General features: G+C 39.1%; 17 protein-coding genes. 9 read left to right on the top strand and 8 right to left on the bottom strand.

Annotation, left to right across the window (positions count from 1 at the left end):
- Positions 1-7: 7 nt before the first annotated feature.
- The gene (gene argF, locus M3210_RS08850) at positions 8-973 is read right to left on the bottom strand and encodes an ornithine carbamoyltransferase (protein ID WP_251513437.1); all 966 of its coding nucleotides are present in this window, start codon (positions 971-973) and stop codon (positions 8-10) included.
- A gap of 211 nt (positions 974-1184) precedes the next feature.
- On the opposite strand from argF, the gene M3210_RS08855 reads away from it, so the two are divergent.
- The 3 genes from M3210_RS08855 (at position 1185) to M3210_RS08865 (ending at position 4496) form a co-directional block, all read left to right on the top strand.
- On the top strand, positions 1185-2561 hold the full coding sequence (locus M3210_RS08855; protein WP_251513440.1) for an FAD-dependent oxidoreductase: 1377 nt from the start codon (positions 1185-1187) through the stop codon (positions 2559-2561).
- Between the two features lie 141 nt (positions 2562-2702).
- Positions 2703-3821, top strand: a complete 1119-nt coding sequence (eutH, locus tag M3210_RS08860) for an ethanolamine utilization protein EutH (RefSeq protein WP_251513442.1) — start codon at positions 2703-2705, stop codon at positions 3819-3821.
- Between the two features lie 231 nt (positions 3822-4052).
- Positions 4053-4496 (top strand): YaiI/YqxD family protein, encoded by a 444-nt coding sequence (locus M3210_RS08865; protein WP_251513444.1) that lies wholly within the window; start codon positions 4053-4055, stop codon positions 4494-4496.
- A 38-nt stretch (positions 4497-4534) separates the two neighbouring features.
- Here M3210_RS08865 and uppS read toward each other — a convergent pair whose 3' ends face one another.
- The 4 genes from uppS to M3210_RS08885 form a co-directional block, all read right to left on the bottom strand.
- Positions 4535-5251: a polyprenyl diphosphate synthase gene (gene uppS, locus M3210_RS08870; protein ID WP_251513445.1), complete on the bottom strand. Its 717-nt coding sequence runs from the start codon at positions 5249-5251 to the stop codon at positions 4535-4537.
- A 19-nt stretch (positions 5252-5270) separates the two neighbouring features.
- A complete protein-coding gene (locus tag M3210_RS08875) occupies positions 5271-6725 on the bottom strand; it encodes a DUF4153 domain-containing protein (protein WP_251513446.1) in 1455 nt (484 codons plus the stop codon).
- A gap of 113 nt (positions 6726-6838) precedes the next feature.
- Positions 6839-7465 (bottom strand): HAAS signaling domain-containing protein, encoded by a 627-nt coding sequence (locus M3210_RS08880; RefSeq protein WP_251513447.1) that lies wholly within the window; start codon positions 7463-7465, stop codon positions 6839-6841.
- Positions 7462-7794, bottom strand: coding sequence for a PadR family transcriptional regulator (locus M3210_RS08885; protein ID WP_251513448.1), 333 nt, complete (start codon positions 7792-7794; stop codon positions 7462-7464). The genes M3210_RS08880 and M3210_RS08885 overlap by 4 nt, the downstream gene beginning before the upstream one ends.
- Positions 7795-8567: 773 nt before the next feature.
- Between M3210_RS08885 and M3210_RS08890 the strand changes: the two genes are divergently transcribed.
- On the top strand, positions 8568-10142 hold the full coding sequence (locus M3210_RS08890; RefSeq protein WP_251513620.1) for a Vga family ABC-F type ribosomal protection protein: 1575 nt from the start codon (positions 8568-8570) through the stop codon (positions 10140-10142).
- Between the two features lie 33 nt (positions 10143-10175).
- On the opposite strand, the gene M3210_RS08895 is transcribed toward M3210_RS08890, so the two are convergent.
- On the bottom strand, positions 10176-10826 hold the full coding sequence (locus M3210_RS08895) for an SIMPL domain-containing protein (RefSeq protein WP_251513449.1): 651 nt from the start codon (positions 10824-10826) through the stop codon (positions 10176-10178).
- 172 nt (positions 10827-10998) lie between these two features.
- A complete protein-coding gene (locus M3210_RS08900; RefSeq protein ID WP_251513450.1) occupies positions 10999-11769 on the bottom strand; it encodes an SDR family NAD(P)-dependent oxidoreductase in 771 nt (256 codons plus the stop codon).
- A 203-nt stretch (positions 11770-11972) separates the two neighbouring features.
- Between M3210_RS08900 and M3210_RS08905 the strand changes: the two genes are divergently transcribed.
- From M3210_RS08905 to M3210_RS08925, 5 genes are all read left to right on the top strand, one after another.
- Complete coding sequence (locus tag M3210_RS08905) at positions 11973-12704, top strand: ABC transporter ATP-binding protein (protein WP_251513451.1); 732 nt, start codon at positions 11973-11975, stop codon at positions 12702-12704.
- On the top strand, positions 12701-13447 hold the full coding sequence (locus M3210_RS08910) for an ABC transporter permease (protein WP_251513452.1): 747 nt from the start codon (positions 12701-12703) through the stop codon (positions 13445-13447). Before M3210_RS08905 ends, M3210_RS08910 begins: the two co-directional genes overlap by 4 nt.
- 157 nt (positions 13448-13604) lie before the next feature.
- Positions 13605-14039 (top strand): MarR family winged helix-turn-helix transcriptional regulator, encoded by a 435-nt coding sequence (locus M3210_RS08915; RefSeq protein ID WP_251513453.1) that lies wholly within the window; start codon positions 13605-13607, stop codon positions 14037-14039.
- Positions 14040-14064: 25 nt separating this feature from the next.
- Complete coding sequence (locus tag M3210_RS08920; protein ID WP_251513454.1) at positions 14065-14673, top strand: flavin reductase family protein; 609 nt, start codon at positions 14065-14067, stop codon at positions 14671-14673.
- Between the two features lie 14 nt (positions 14674-14687).
- On the top strand, positions 14688-15284 hold the full coding sequence (locus M3210_RS08925; protein ID WP_251513455.1) for an alpha/beta hydrolase: 597 nt from the start codon (positions 14688-14690) through the stop codon (positions 15282-15284).
- Between the two features lie 62 nt (positions 15285-15346).
- Here M3210_RS08925 and M3210_RS08930 read toward each other — a convergent pair whose 3' ends face one another.
- Positions 15347-16207, bottom strand: a complete 861-nt coding sequence (locus M3210_RS08930) for a VOC family protein (protein WP_251513456.1) — start codon at positions 16205-16207, stop codon at positions 15347-15349.
- Positions 16208-16382 lie beyond the last annotated feature (175 nt).

The raw sequence follows: 16382 nt of genomic DNA on the forward strand, positions 1-16382 counted from the left end.
GCTATCGTTAACTCATCAACGCTGTCAAAAGCGCCTTCTGTGCATGCAGACGATTCTCCGCTTGTTGGAATACGACAGAATGTTTTCCTTCCAAGACACTTTCTGTCACTTCTTCTCCACGGTGTGCGGGGAGACAGTGTAGGAAAGTGACGTCAGATTTCGCCTTAGCCAATAGTTCGTCATTCACTTGATATTCAGCAAAAATTGCTTTCCGTACTTCCTGCTCCTCTTCTTGCCCCATGCTCGCCCATACATCCGTATAGATGAAATCAGCATTCTGTACTGCTTCCGCTGCATCCGTCGTGACAGAAATTATCGCACCTGTTTCTTTGGCAATGTCTTGCGCCTTGTTAGTGACTTTTTCATCTGGTAAATATTTCTCAGGAGCTGCCACTACCATTTCCATACCTGTCTTCGCAGCACCAATCATTAATGAATGGGCCATATTGTTTCCGTCTCCGATATAGACAAGCTTTTGCCCTTTTAATGTACCTTTGATTTCAAGAATCGTTTGTAAGTCTGCTAGTACCTGACATGGGTGATGAAGATCCGTTAGTCCATTAATGACTGGGATGGAAGCATATTTCGCAAGTTCTTCCACGCTATCATGTGAAAATGTCCGAATCATGATGCCGTCCAAATATCCGGATAATACACGTGCGGTATCTGCTATGGTTTCACCACGTCCAAGTTGGATATCCCTTGAGCTCAAAAAGATTGCCTGGCCGCCTAATTGCATCATCCCCGCTTCAAACGAGACACGGGTTCTTGTGGAAGATTTCTCGAAAATCATTCCAAGGATCTTTCCTTTCAGCGGTTCAAATGCAATTCCCTTTTTACGTTGTTCTTTTATATAATAAGCAAGTTCCAGTAAATAATTAATTTCGTCTGGAGTATAATCTTCAAGGCTTAATAAATCTCTTCCAAAGAAACCATCGTTGTTAATTTTCATATCCTTCGCCACAGATAGCATAAATTAAATTCCTCCCAGTAATCTTTGTTTTGTATTATTATGCAATAAATTTTATAAACATGCAATATTTTTCTTCAAACATTTAAAATAAATTTACACCTAAAGAATAAAGGTAAAGACTATTTAATGATTTACCCTAATATTGCAGAAATATGCTGTCCGTTTAAAAAGTCAAAAACAGGTAATAGTTTTTATGAAAGGAGACGATCGTATGAAACATTATGACTATATCATCATCGGCTTCGGCAAAGGGGGAAAAACACTTGCCGCTGATCTTGCAGCAAAAGGAAAAAACGTAGCTATGGTGGAGCAATCAGCCGAAATGTATGGAGGAACTTGTATTAATATCGCTTGTATTCCAACAAAAATACTTATTCATCATGGAAAGAAAGAAGAAGACCTGAAGGAAGATAAACAAAATTTCTATAGAAGTTCTATTGAGGATAAAAATAAAGTGACAGCTGCATTAAGAGAGAAAAACTACAACAATCTGGCTGACCAAGAAACGGTGATGGTCTATACTGCCAAAGCTAGCTTTATTTCTGACAAGCAAGTTCATTTGGAATCTGAAACAGAATCCCTTGACCTCACCGCAGATTACTTTATCATCAATACTGGTTCCCAACCAAATATTCCACCCATTACAGGATTAAATGAAACAAATCACGTCTATACCTCAACCGAATTACAACAAGTATCCGAGCTTCCGGAAGAGTTGCTTATTGCTGGTGGCGGCTATATTGGCCTTGAATTTGCATCGATGTATGCCAATTTCGGTTCAAATGTGACTGTAATCGATAGCTCCACGGAATTCATGCCACAGGAAGATAGAGATATTGCAGAAGAAATTAAAAAGACACTACAAGCGAAAAATATCTCTTTCCTACAAGGTTGTAAATTGACCGCTGTATCAAATCATTCAGATGGAATTAAAGCCATTGTTGAGAATGAAGCAGGTGAAAAAGCAGAAGAGACAGCATCTGCCCTCCTTCTTGCAACCGGTAGAAAGCCGAATACAGAAGGTCTCAATTTAAACAAAGCAGGTGTAGAGATTGATAATAAAGGAGCTGTCATTGTTGATGATTACCTTAGAACCTCACAGAAACATATTTGGGCAATCGGAGATGTAAACGGCGGACCACAATTCACTTATATTTCACTTGATGATTATCGGATTATCAGGGACCAACTAATAAGCGAAGGGACCTACTCGTTAGCCTACCGAAAAAATGTCCCTTACAGTGTATTCCTTGATCCAGTGCTGTCTCATGTTGGTTTAAATGAAAAGAAAGCAAAGGAAAAAAATATAGATTATGTAGTGGCTAGCATGCCAGCTGCAAACATTCCTTATACAAAAATCAATAAACAATCAACAGGTTTATTAAAAGCATTAGTTGATCCCGAAACGAAAGAAATCCTTGGCTGCACTCTATTTTGTGCAGAATCTAGTGAAATCATTAATACTGTCCGTCTAGCAATGGAAGCAAAGCTATCATATACAGCTTTACGAGATAATATTTTCACCCATCCGACGATGAGTGAGGGACTGAATGATTTATTCAAGAAGATTGATGCTAAAATTTCTTAGAAGACAGTGCAGCTGAATAATCCAAGCTGCACTGTCTTTGTTTCTGTTTCCTTTCCATACATACAGTACTTGCACGCCAAGCAAACAAGTCGCATAATAGGTTCATAACGGAAATACATACTTTGAAACGGAGAACGTCGAATGAATGAAATAATCATATATATTGTTGTTTTCTTCTTTATCATCGGTGCAATTGATAAAATCATAGGCAATCGTTTTGGTTTTGGTGAGCGTTTTATGGATGGATTGATGACTATGGGTTCGCTTGCCGTTGTCATGATTGGAATCATTTCTTTAGCACCGGTCATTGCTGAAATACTACTACCAATCATTACACCAATTTACGGTCTGGTGGGAGCAGATCCTGCAATATTTGCCAATACTATACTTGCAATTGACATGGGGGGTTATGCACTGGCCGAAACGATGGCTCTCAATCCTGAAGCCGGACTCTTTGCATGGGTATTCCTCGGAACATCGATTGGAGTTACAATCGTTTTTATTCTACCAGTTTCATTAGGCATCATTGAAAAAGAAGATCGTCATTTCTTAGCGCAAGGAATTCTTATTGGTATCGTAACCATACCACTTAGTACGTTCATTGGTGGACTAGTAGCTGGCTTCGAAATGGAGATGTTGATTAGGAATCTAATACCGACTATTCTTATTTCTCTATTGATTGTGGTTGGGCTATGGAAAATACCAGTTATGATGGTTCGGGGCTTTTCCATCTTCGGAAAATTCATCGAGGCCCTCGCGATTATAGGACTAATTGCAATAGTGATGGAAACATTGACAGGGATTGTTATTATACCCGGCCTCGCCCCGTTATCTGAAGGTATTCAAATTGTCGGTACGATTGCAATCTTTTTAGCCGGAGCCTTCCCAATGGTACTCTTTATTTCAAAGACTTTTAAAAAGCCTTTGAGGATACTCGGTTCCATGCTTGGCATCAATCAAACGGCAACTGCAGGATTAATTGCAACCCTTGCCCATATTATTCCCATGCTGGCACTGTTAAAAGAAATGGACACACGTGGCAAAGTAATTAATATTGCCTTCAGCGTGAGCGCTGGATTCGTATTCGGTGGCCATTTAGGATTTGTCGCGGGAATCGAACCAGGAATGGTGTTCCCGATGATTGTCAGTAAATTATTCGGCGGAATCAGTGCAGTCATTCTAGCGGTCATTATTTTAAATCAGCAACAGAAGCGGAAGCAACCGTATAGCGAAGTACAAACTACGCTTCCTAGGTCGTAAAAAATACCTCCAATACTTTAATAATGATCTACTCAAAAAAGTCGGCTAATTGAGCCGACTTTTTTCAATTTATTTGATATACATCCATATCCGGTGGGATATAAAAAAACTTCTTTACTAAAAGGATCGAAGCCAATTTTCATAACAATTTCTAAACCATTCATCATATATAAAGGACTATTTTCACAAAACTTTGGTATGCTAGAGAAAGACAATAAACGAGGTGATTTTATGCAGATATATATAGATGCAGATGCTTGTCCAGTGAAAGATATTATTATTGATGAAGCAACGAAGAGAAACTATGAAGTGACTCTTGTAACGAGCATTTCGCACTTTTCCATGCAAGAGTATCCTCTTGGAGTGGGTACGGTTTACGTGGACCACGGAAGAGATGAAGCGGATTATCGGATCATGAAACTTGCGTCTAAAGGTGATCTCGTCATTACACAAGATTATGGTCTTGCATCTCTCGCTTTAGCAAAAGGGTGTTTAGTGATGCACCATAAGGGGTTTATGTATACAAATAAGAATATCGATGACTTGCTCCAGGCACGCTACTTGAGTGCTCAAGCCCGAAAAGCTGGAAAACGGACGAAAGGTCCGAAACCATTTACGCAAGAAGATAAAAATATTTTTCGTGAACGGTTCATACGCCTTCTTGAAAAAAAATAATGGTACTGAACATAAATTAATATGCTCAGTATCATTATTTATTTTGCTTTACTATAAATTTCCGCAAAGCTATATTCTGATGTACGTTCTTGGAAATCGTATACCGCTTCTTTTAGATGTTTTTCATCAAAGTCCGGGAAATATACATCCGTAAAGTATAATTCCGCATCCGCACATTGCCACAGCAAGAAATTACTTAAGCGTTGTTCTCCGCCGGTACGGATTACTAAATCCAATTGCGGCAATTCACTCGTGTATAAGTATTTCTGGAGTGCATCTTCATTCAAACCTTGACCGCTCTCTTGCAGCTCTTGAATCATCCGTCGGGCGGCTTGCACAATTTCGCCTCTGCCGCCATAATTAAATGCAAAGTTGACAATCAATCCGCTATTATTTTTCGTTTTTTCCATCGATTGAGCAAGCACTTTCTTTGTCGCCTTCGGTAGCCCATCCATATCCCCCGATACAAGGATTCTCACATTACGCCTCATAAAATCTGGAAGCTTTTGTTTAAAAAATCGGATAGGCAGACGCATTAAATAATTAACTTCTTCTTTGGATCGTGACCAGTTTTCAGACGAAAAGGCGTATAAAGTCAATGCTTGAATTCCTACTTCAATACTCGCATCGATTACTTTTTCCATTGCTTGAACTCCGGCATAATGGCCTTCACTTCTTGTGAGTCCGCGTGATTTCCCCCATCTTCCGTTACCGTCCATAATAATACCAACATGTCTCGGTATATTGACCGTCATGGTCCCACCTCCAGTTTGGTTAGAGCTCAAGCTCCTTCAATAAACTTCTTGCTTCATTTCTTGTAAAATTAAATGATTGCCAGGATGGTGTTTCATCCCTTGTGAACCGTTCCTGGTTTTCCGCTAATATTTCTTTCAATTCAGGAATGTCCGGGTCTTGTTCATATAAATAAATCAGTCCTTTTAACCCTTCTCCACCAAGACGATTTAAGTAATACAAGTCAATTTTACCTGTTTCCTCATAACGCTCTATATTATTTTCTACTATGGTTTCTTCTAAATTGACGACATTCAGAAGTGCATAAAATATAAACGAACTAATTAAGTAAAAATGTAAAATAGGCAGATTTTCCAACCATACTCGAATGAGCGTATAGGCGAAAATCACCATTAAAAACATCATAAAAGATTGAGCAAGCAACCGTTCCATTGTATACCCATACATTTCTTCATAAAGCATGAGCCGCTGCCAAGCAGAAAGTAACAGTGCACCACTGACACCAATTAAGATGGAATATAAAATTTGCAAGGTTCGATTCAAACTTCTGCTTTCCCGCTTTACGTGCTTCATACATACAAGCAATACCGTCCAATTGATCAAGGTTACCAGCAACAGTTCAAAAAAACCTTGTCTTGCATAATCCGCATACGTAAAACCTTCATGTAGTCCACCGCTAAATAAATACTGGAATTGTATAACTAGAAACAAGACATATACAGCATTCAATAATACTAGAATCGTTACAGCCATCGTCCCCGGCCAAATTTTTATATTGTTAGTTTGATTCATTTCAATCTCGCGGTTTGTTCGTTTGCCAAGCACTTTAAATACACAAAAGAAAAAGAGACTCATAATCAGTATAAAACCAATTCTAAAACCAATCTCCACTATATTCATCCGCAATTCAAAAAAGAACAATCGTTGAACAAATTCCTTGAAGGCCACATCAGCAGACATCAATAAATGAATAACAATAAATAATAAAGGTATCGCAATAATGAATCCTAAAAGGATATGGCGAGGTGTATCATTCTTCCCTTGCTTTCCATTCCTCGATAATGTCCGACCAACGTAACTTAAATAGTTCGTGAGGAAATTAAAGGTGTCCAGCAATTTTCCAGAAACAAGTTTAATAAAAGAAAGTTTACTCCAGTTTAAGCTGCCTGGACTAGTAATTAACACGATATGGAAAAACACTACAGCAGGAATGACAAGGGTATTCAACAAATAAAACACCGTACTGTCATAAAGCACATAGCTTCCCGCCAATATCCAAATCCCAGCCATCAGCAATAAACCAATTCTTCGGTGTTCAAAAGAAAAACGAAAACGGATAAACACGACCGAATAAAAGACTGCGATAAAAATGATATAAGATATTCCAATCTCGCCATGAAGGAAGCTTAGTTCTGCAAGTATCCCTAAAAATATACAGACGAATAAGAACATCCACTCTCTTTGTTTCGTTTTCATAATTCAACGCCTCATTCTATTACATAGAATTCCTATGTATATAGATATTCTATGTACATAGGTAAAAAATCATGAACATAAATCGGACTGAATAATGCAAGTGATCCAGTCCATTAAACTGATGCTTTTCTTCCCCAACGGTAACCTAACCAGCTGATCGGATATAAAGCAAACGTACAGAAAATACATAGTAAAATAAACTTCCCATCCAAAAGTGGGTCAAACCATTCATAAGGGATGAGACGGAATACGATTAAGTACATGAGAATTAGATTAGGTATGATACAAATGATAAACGTGCGCCTCAGTATCTTTTTTCCACGGGCGCCGAACGCTTTCCCAATTTCATAGCCCAATAATCCCCAGAAGAACATATAAATAAAGATGATAATGGTTGTTGATTCTGTTAGATTTCCCCAAAGGATTCCTAGCCACTGCCATCCGAACACATTGTATCCAACCGTAAGTATGGCACCAAGGATAAACAATGCAATATTCAAGAAAACGAACAGTTGCTGCATTTTCCTAGGGGTTACCGATTTCTCTGTTTTCCAAAGTTCCGCTAATTCTTTTGGGGAGCCAAGTCTACTTACAAGCGCATCGTAAGTTCCTTCCTCTGACAGTTCATACAGTACCTCTTCAACATGCAGGCGATATTCCGCCATGATTTCTGCACATTTCGGATCATTCCCAAGTGCTTTCTCCAGGTCATCGAGAAACCGTTGTGCCTCTGCATTCATGCTTCATTTCTTCCAATAAGGTTATTCATTACCTGAACATACAATTTCCATTCAGATGTACGTTCTGCAAGAATTTCTTTTCCTTCTTCTGTAATTCGGTAGTATTTGCGGGCTGGCCCCTTTTCTTGATGCTTCCAATAATGTTGGATATAAGCTTGCCTTTCCATTTTATGAAGAGCAGGATATAACGTCCCTTCCTTCATTTGCAGACGGTCATCACTTCGTTTAGCCATTTCCTTGACTAACTCATAGCCATACATATCGCGTTCATTAAGAAGCTGAAGCACAAGTAAGGATGTACTCCCTTTAACAAGTTCTCGATTAAACATAATTTCACCTACCTAGAATAATTAGGTACTTTTACTATAAGTGAATCTGTTTTTCTTGTAAAGGTGTTTTTTTCATTTCATACTGTAAAATTTACAAAAGATACGTTTTATTCCTTTGGAAACGGGTATAGTAAATGACAAGGCGAACTACTATTGGAATTTAGCAAATTGGTAACTTGTATGTGTAACTAGCAACTTATCAAAAAGCAAATTCTAATAGGGAAATGCACGCCTTGGCGGAAAATTTACTTCAAGACGGAACCATCCCGTCGGCAACAATTTAAGAGTCAAATTCTCTAAAGTGTTTGAGCAAAGTGATTTTTTGTGAAAAGTGCAACTGAAAACAACTGCTGTTTTGGTTTTAACGGTAAGATGAAAAGAGTAAGACGGGGTTGAACAAGTCCGTCCTCATGAAAGGAAATGAATTTTCCGCATTCCTAAGCCTTTACGGTTTGGGAAAAGGCAGCCTCCGGGGTGGAGGCTGTCTTTTTTTTATGGAATCAGTTCCAATTATTGAACATTATAGTATAATAAAAATAACCAATATGGAAAGGGTGAACCAAGAGAACATGAAAAACTAATCCTATTACACACGAAACGTATCAATTTTGGTTGAGAAGCAGAAACTACCTGCTTATTTCTCATGCAATTTTGTTTCGGAATAGGATTGGATTAAAATGTACGTTATTAGGGTTCGATTGACCCTTTTTTCCTGACTCCTATTCTGATTAACTATAGGGGCTTTTTTCATGCCTGGAATGGAGTTGATATACTTGGTCATCAAAGAAATTACGAATTTGACTTATGATATTGGTGATCGGATGCTTTTTGACATCGATCATTTACAAATACGCGCGAAGGAAAGGATAGGACTTGTCGGTAGAAATGGTTCTGGAAAGACGACATTGCTGGAAATCATCGCAGGTAATAGAACTGCACATAGTGGAAATATTACTGGAAAAGCCGACTGTACCTTGCTTCCTCAATTAAAAAATACTGACACCGTAAAAAGCGGTGGTGAAGTAACTCAACAATACATCGACCGCGCACTTGGAGAAAAAGCTGAATTGCTTCTTGCTGATGAACCTACAACCAATTTAGATACAGAAAGAATAATAAAATTGGAAAAGGCTTTTGAGCGTTATCAAGGGGCTATTGTCCTCGTCTCACATGATCGTGCTTTTCTAGATGCGATTTGTGGAACCATCTGGGAAATTGAAGAGGGCAAGATAACTGTTTATAAAGGAAATTACTCAGACTATACGGTGCAAAAGGAAATAAAACTGAAAGAACAGGAAAAAGCCTACGAAAACTACGTGCAAAAAAAGCAGCAGCTTGAAGAAGCTATCGTTCTCAAACAACAGAAAGCGAACAAGGCAACGAAAAAGCCTAAACAACTCAGCAGATCAGAAGCCAAAATTACTGGAGCCAAACCTTACTTCGCTAAAAAACAAAAAAAGCTGCAACAAGTTGCGAAATCAATTGAAACTCGACTGGAAAAGCTTGAGAAAGTAGAGAAAATTAAAGAACTGCCAAAAATTAAAATGGAATTACCAAACCAGGAAAACTTACATGGAAGGATTATCCTTCGTGCAGAAGATGTTCAAGGTAAAATAGGCAACCGTATACTCTGGCAAAAGACCAGCTTTCAAATTAAAGGCGGTGAAAAGGTTGCCATCATCGGGAAAAACGGGTCCGGCAAAACAACTTTAGTTCGACAACTGATCAAGAATAATTCCGGTATCACCATTTCACCAGCTGTACGAATCGGTTACTTCAGCCAAAACTTGGACGTCTTGGAGACGGAGAAAACAATACTTGATAACGTGATGAGCACTTCTATCCAAGATGAATCCATGGCCCGAACCATTCTGGCACGATTACACTTTTTTGGAGATACTGTTTACAAACCAATCGACGTACTGAGCGGCGGTGAACGGGTTAAAGTCGCTTTAGCAAAGCTGTTGGTGAACGACTGTAATACACTGATTCTAGACGAACCGACGAACTTCCTTGATATATATGCAATGGAAGCATTGGAAGAACTACTGAAGGAGTATGAGGGAACAATTCTATTCATCTCTCATGACCGAATGTTCATCGATCATGTGGCCGAACGGATTCTAGCCATTGAAAATCAAACTTTAATTGATTTCCAAGGAAGCTATGCACAATTTAATAATCGCGATGTTGAAATGGAAGTTGATACGTTGGAACAAGAGTTGCTCTTATTAGACACAAAAATTTCTGAAGTCTTGAGCAAACTTAGTATCGAACCAACCAATGAACTGGAGCAGGAGTTTCAAGATCTGTTGAAAACGAAAAATAAACTATTAAGGGAAAAATAAAGAACAGGAAGCGTAAATTTTACGCTTCCTGTTTTAATATTGAAATATAGCTTTAACCGTGGCCCGTATCTTCAATTGTCCTGGCTCTATAGGAGTGGTGCTTTCGAGCGCTGCAAACGTCTGGAAACGCGGTTGCAGTTCAGCTACTTGTTCTGTAATTTTTACAGGGGTAGGATCAAGATTCACCTGTAGACTTTGGGCAATGGAAGTTGCTTTACTAATTGCATTTTTCAAAGCTTTATCCAAAGCATCATTGTAATAAATCTCTGGATTCTGTAGCGAAAATTGAAGAGACGACACCTGATTCACCCCATTCTGAACAGCAGTGTCAATAACAAGTCCTGCTTTGGAAACATCATTCAATTCCACTGTTATACTGTTGATTACTTGATAGCCTCTAAAGACCTGCTCCCCTTCAACAAAGTCATACAATGGGGAAATCGTAAAACTTGCGGTCTTTATGTTCTCTCTCGGTATACCGGTTCCGATTAATGCATCGATCACCTGATTCATTACCGATGCATTCTCCTGTTCAGCCTGTAAGACAGATTCACTTTCCGTCCGGACCCCTAACTGTATGGAGACTGTATCCGGCTGTGCTGATACACTTCCTTCACCTGTTACAGTCATACGCCGTCGCTCAGGTTGCCTGTATACTTGTTGAGGAACATACGGGTAGTACATCCTTCCCCCTCCACCCTTCTATAAGCTTTGTAATAACTATGCATAATCATGTTAAAAAATGATGGAGCAAGAATCTACTTCATTACAAAATCTCTGTTTCAATTTCAACCCTATCGATAAGAAGGCAACAAAAAAGCCCCGGCAAACGCCAAGGCTTTGGAATGATTAATCATTAACGATTTACATATCCCGCATCGGCATGAATAGTTGTTCCTGTTACATAAGAAGATGCATCAGATGCCAACCATAGACTTGCTTCAGCGATTTCTTCAGCTTGTCCGAAGCGGTTTAATAAACTCAGTTGTGGTGCATAGCTTTCTTCATCTAAACCAAACTGCTCTAAGGCTCCACGTAGCATCGGTGTGTCAATTGCTCCTGGTGCAACCGAGTTGACTCTAATATTGTATGGACCATTTTCTAAGGCGGCAACTTTTGTCATCCCAACCACCCCATGCTTGGCAGCTACATAGGCAATATTATTCGGCTGTGGACGGAAGCCACTTACAGAAGAAATGTTAATAATCGACCCACCATGTCCTTGTTTTTTCATTTGTTGCAATTCATATTTTTGACATAATGCTGTACCCTTAAGGTCAACAGCCATTAAACGGTCCCAATAATCTTCATCAAATTCATCTGCGGGTTTATCATCTGGCGTCAATGCGGCGTTGTTTACAGCAACATCCAGCTTTCCATACGTATCCACCGTGAACTTCACCATGCTTTGTACTTGCTCAGAATTAGAAATATCCACTTTTACAAAGGCTGCTTCTCCACCTGCTGCTTTAATCTCTTCAACAGTTTCAGCACCTTTTTCTTCGTTAAAATCTGCTACAACTACTTTAGCTCCTGCTTTCGAAAACAGTTCTGCAGTTGCCTTCCCCATCCCCATTGCTGCTCCGGTTACGATTGCTACTTTACCTTCCAATACAGGAAATATCATTTCAATCATCCCTTTCCATGTGTTAACAGCCGACTACTTTTATTATAGGCAACGGCATCTTTCCGATTCAAACGATTCCACTTATGATACGGCAATAAACATAAGTAAGCGAATTATCATTGCAGAACTGTAATTTGGGGTAAACTATTAACAGGAAATGGGGATGTTAATCTATTCTTCCCCTTGTGAAAAGAGGTAGAACTGTGAATCAGCAAATAGATAAAGCAATTGAATTTAGTCAAGTGTCTTATTACGACGGCTCACTTCAAATATTAAAAAATATTACCGGCTTTTTCAGAAAAGGTAAGATTACCACACTTGTCGGTCCTTCTGGTGCGGGGAAAACAACACTTTTCCGGCTGTGTAACGGATTAATTTCACCAACACAGGGTAACATTACCGTCAATGCGAAAGATATCAATCAATATGATCCTACAGAATTAAGAAGAAATGTAGGTTTGGCATTGCAAAGTGCGACTATGTTATCCGGCACGGTTTATGACAATTTAAAGTTGCCACGCACTCTAGCTGGAGAAATGTTAACCGAAGAGGAGGCTGAAATATTGCTCACTAAAGTGGGCCTTGATAAAGACATGTTAAAGAGAAAAGTCACCGACCTTTCCGGTGGCCAAAGGCAAAAGGTATCCATTGCCAGAACACTTGTCAACCGACCGGAAATCTTGCTATTGGATGAAATCACCTCTTCTCTTGATCGAGTTTCTAGAGATGATATAGAGAAATTAATAGAAAGAATAAATAAAGAGTTTGGCGTAACAATCATTTGGATCACCCATAATTTAAATCAAGCTATTCAAATTGGAGATGATACGTGGGTTATGATGAAAGGTGAACTTGTGGAATACGGACCAAGCAGTCTGCTGCTGGAACCGAAAGATCAGAGGGTAAAACAATTTGTAGAGGGGGAAATTAAATGAGTTTCCTGACTTTATCTTTGGCACTCGTATTCGTCCTCATCCCCCTTTTTCTATCTAAGACTTTAAAGCTCGGCTTGGAAAAGGACACCATAATCGCAACCATTCGTTCCATTATTCAGCTGCTTGCTGTTGGTTATGTTTTAACATTTGTTTTCGCTGCTGATCATTTTATCTATATCCTGCTTATGATTATTCTTATGATTACCGCTGCAACCCATAACGCGAGGAAAAAGGGGGCTACCATCCGAGGAATCACTTGGAAGCTTGTAATTACCTTTGTATTTGTTGAAGCTTTGACTCAAGGAATACTTATTGGATTTAAAATCACACCGGCTGAGGCACAATATATCATCCCAATCAGTGGGATGGTTATTGGAAATTCCATGGTTTTATCCATTTTGTTTCTAAATCGCTTCACAGCTGAAATCGAATCAAGACGAGACGAAACGGAGCTCATTCTTTCTTTGGGAGGTACACCAAAACAAGCTATCCACTATTCACTTATTACAGCAATTAAGGCAAGTTTAATTCCTATAGTGGAAAGTCAAAAGACGATAGGACTTGTACAATTGCCAGGAATGATGAGCGGTCAAATCATCGCCGGAGCTGACCCGATTCAAGCTGTGCAGTTCCAGTTGCTCATTCTCTTTCTTCTTTTGACAACTGCAGCTGTAACAAGTATCATGCTCGGCTTTCTATCTTACCCGACACTGTTTAATACCAGAATGCAATTGCTGAAGTGAGCCAATTATGCAGTTTCCCCACCTAAAACATGATCTAGGTGGGGAACTTGTTTCTCAGGAAACCCAATAGATTCCTTGACAGTATGAACTTTTACATCTATAATACAATTAATTAAATATATCTTAATTCAGTATATGTAATGAAGGAGAAAGAGTCATGAGTGAAAACTTATCGTTGAAAGCTTTTGTCGTTGTCATGAAGGCATCTAAAACGTTAGAAGAATTAGTAAAACAAGACATTGCCGATCATGGGATGAAAACATCTGATTTTGCTATTCTGGAAGCACTATACCACAAAGGTAGACAAACAATCAAGCAAATATCTGAAGCCGTTCTCATTAATACTGGATCGATAACTTATGTAATTGACAAGTTAGAAAAAAATGATTTATTACGCCGTTCTAATTGTAAAGACGACCGCCGTGTCATTTATATTGAAATCACGGAAAAAGGGAATCAGGTAATGAATGAAATTTTTCCAAAACACCAAGCTAGAATCGAGGAAATCTTCTCCGATGTCCCCGATGAGCATAAACGCATCCTCATTGAAACAGTAAAAACAATCGGGAAGAAAGCTGGAAGAATTATCTAGTTCTATGACGAAATGGAGGTGCTTTATGCTTTCCTTTGATCCAAAAGATAATACAGAAAGAGAAAATTATAAGTTGATGATCGGTACGGTCATTCCGCGCCCAATTGCTTTTATAACTAGTAAGTCTAAAGACGGGATTGTAAACGCAGCTCCTTTCAGCTATTTTAATATCGCCGCCATAGACCCACCTATGCTTTCTGTTTCGATTCAACGCAAGAATGGCGAGCAAAAGGATACAGCAAAAAATATCCTCGATACTGGTGAATTTGTCATTCATATTGTAGATGCTGATAATGTGGCCGAAATCAACAAAACAGCTGCTACTTTGCCACCAGATGAAAGTGAAATTGATTTGACCGACCTGGATGTAGTGGCCAGTCAGATCGTTCAGACTCCTGCCATTAAACAAGCAAAAGCAAGATATGAATGCTCTTTAGAAAAGACAGTTGAACTCGGTAACGGACAACATATCACAACAGATTTGATTATCGGCAAAATAGAAAGGTTTCATATTGCGGAAGAAATCTATGAAGCTGGAAAAATAAATTATGAAAACCTCCGAGCGGTAAGCCGTCTTGCTGGACATGACTATGCAAACATCGGAGACATATTCACCATCAAGAGACCAAAATAGAGAGGAAGAATTTTATGAAGCATATTTTCCAGAAAGGCACAGATGAATCAAGACCTACTATACTTTTACTCCACGGAACTGGTGGCAACGAACAAGATTTGCTGCCACTTGCGGAAATTATCGATAAAGAAGCAAATGTGCTGAGCGTACGCGGAAATGTATCTGAAAACGGAATGCCACGCTTTTTCAAGAGATTAGCTGAGGGTGTATTCGATGAAGAGGATTTAGTTTTTCGCACTAAGGAATTAAATGAATTCCTTGATGAAGCTGCTGAAAAATACGGTTTTGACCGAAATAATATTACTGCAGTCGGGTACTCCAATGGCGCAAATATTGCTGCAAGTTTGATGTTCCATTATGAAGATGCTCTCAAAACAGCAATCCTCCACCATCCGATGGTTCCTAGAAGAGGTATTGAGCTTCCAGACTTGTCAGGTAAACGTGTGTTTATCGCTGCAGGAACGAACGATCCAATTTGTGCTCCACAGGAATCTGAGGAATTAAATGAACTATTAGCCAATGCTGGTGCGGATGTGGAATTACACTGGGAAAATCGTGGTCACCAATTAACCATGAGCGAAGTGCAAGCTGCCACTGCTTGGTATAAATAATAAAGCAGATCAGTCAGATTTTCATCTGGTTGATCTGCTTTTACTTTGTTTAATGTTATTTCTTATCCAATTACAAAACGGATGGTATTTCCTGCAGGGTCATCTACAAAGTAATCTCCATCTGCTTCCCGAACAGGTGCATCCAAGTTGCGGACCTTTTCCACCGTTGATTCACGAACTGATTCATTAGGGAATACGAGTGAGAACCAATTTAATCCAACACTGTTTTCCGGGGGCTGAGGAGCACCCACACCGTTCCAAACGTTCATCCCGATATGGTGGTGGTATCCATTATGAGAAGCAAATAGGGCACTCGGCATCTCTGTTACAATATCATAGCCAATACCATTCACGTAAAAGTTACGGGATTCTTCAATATCTGCTACATGTAGATGAATATGACCCATAATGGTATCCTCTGGCATCCCTTGCCATGGCCCTTTCAATTCAGCCATTAGTCCTTGAGCATCCAGAGCGACCGTACCCATGTCCACCTTGTCTCCCTGCCACTTCCAGATAGAAGAATCGCGGTCCACAGCCACTTCAATTCCATTTCCGTCTGGATCGTCAAAGTATAGTGCCTCACTTACAAAGTGATCAGAAGCTCCTAAACGCATATTTCCTCCTGACTTCTCTGCAATGTGTTGAAGTAGTGAAGCAAGGTCACTGCGGTTTGGAAGCAGAATTGCAAAGTGATACAAACCAGATGTTCTTGGAGCTTTTGGCTGTACACCTTCTGGTTGAACGATAGTCAGCAATGTATTTTTGCCATCAGCTGTTAATTTTGCTTTTGTTTCTGTTTGTTCAAGAACTTTAAATCCAAGAAAATCACGATAGAAATCCAATGATCTTTCTATATTTGTGACATTGATATTTACTTCTCCCACATAAATCGTCGGATCTTGAAAGAATTTCTTTTCCATTTATATTCATCCCTTCTGGATATATTACAATTATAAACTAAGTTACTTTATGTAAGTTTAATACATATTATAATAATTGTCAATCATTTCTTCTAGTTTCCCCTCGTGAAAGCTTCATATACCCTGACTATACATATATAAAAGACCTTATGATAAACATCTTCCATGTTTTTCA

The sequence above is a fragment of the Oceanobacillus luteolus genome (genome assembly GCF_023715655.1).
Classification (GTDB): Bacteria; Bacillota; Bacilli; order Bacillales; family Amphibacillaceae; genus Oceanobacillus; species Oceanobacillus luteolus.

Bases quoted from the DNA above. Each gene is read 5' to 3' on its own strand.
- argF (WP_251513437.1), bottom strand. From the start codon at position 973: ATGCTATCTGTGGCGAAGGATATGAAAATTAACAACGATGGTTTCTTT.
- M3210_RS08855 (WP_251513440.1), top strand. From the start codon at position 1,185: ATGAAACATTATGACTATATCATCATCGGCTTCGGCAAAGGGGGAAAA.
- eutH (WP_251513442.1), top strand. From the start codon at position 2,703: ATGAATGAAATAATCATATATATTGTTGTTTTCTTCTTTATCATCGGT.
- M3210_RS08865 (WP_251513444.1), top strand. From the start codon at position 4,053: ATGCAGATATATATAGATGCAGATGCTTGTCCAGTGAAAGATATTATT.
- uppS (WP_251513445.1), bottom strand. From the start codon at position 5,251: ATGACGGTCAATATACCGAGACATGTTGGTATTATTATGGACGGTAAC.
- M3210_RS08875 (WP_251513446.1), bottom strand. From the start codon at position 6,725: ATGAAAACGAAACAAAGAGAGTGGATGTTCTTATTCGTCTGTATATTT.
- M3210_RS08880 (WP_251513447.1), bottom strand. From the start codon at position 7,465: ATGAATGCAGAGGCACAACGGTTTCTCGATGACCTGGAGAAAGCACTT.
- M3210_RS08885 (WP_251513448.1), bottom strand. From the start codon at position 7,794: ATGTTTAATCGAGAACTTGTTAAAGGGAGTACATCCTTACTTGTGCTT.
- M3210_RS08895 (WP_251513449.1), bottom strand. From the start codon at position 10,826: ATGTACTACCCGTATGTTCCTCAACAAGTATACAGGCAACCTGAGCGA.
- M3210_RS08900 (WP_251513450.1), bottom strand. From the start codon at position 11,769: ATGATATTTCCTGTATTGGAAGGTAAAGTAGCAATCGTAACCGGAGCA.
- M3210_RS08910 (WP_251513452.1), top strand. From the start codon at position 12,701: ATGAGTTTCCTGACTTTATCTTTGGCACTCGTATTCGTCCTCATCCCC.
- M3210_RS08915 (WP_251513453.1), top strand. From the start codon at position 13,605: ATGAGTGAAAACTTATCGTTGAAAGCTTTTGTCGTTGTCATGAAGGCA.
- M3210_RS08920 (WP_251513454.1), top strand. From the start codon at position 14,065: ATGCTTTCCTTTGATCCAAAAGATAATACAGAAAGAGAAAATTATAAG.
- M3210_RS08925 (WP_251513455.1), top strand. From the start codon at position 14,688: ATGAAGCATATTTTCCAGAAAGGCACAGATGAATCAAGACCTACTATA.
- M3210_RS08930 (WP_251513456.1), bottom strand. From the start codon at position 16,207: ATGGAAAAGAAATTCTTTCAAGATCCGACGATTTATGTGGGAGAAGTA.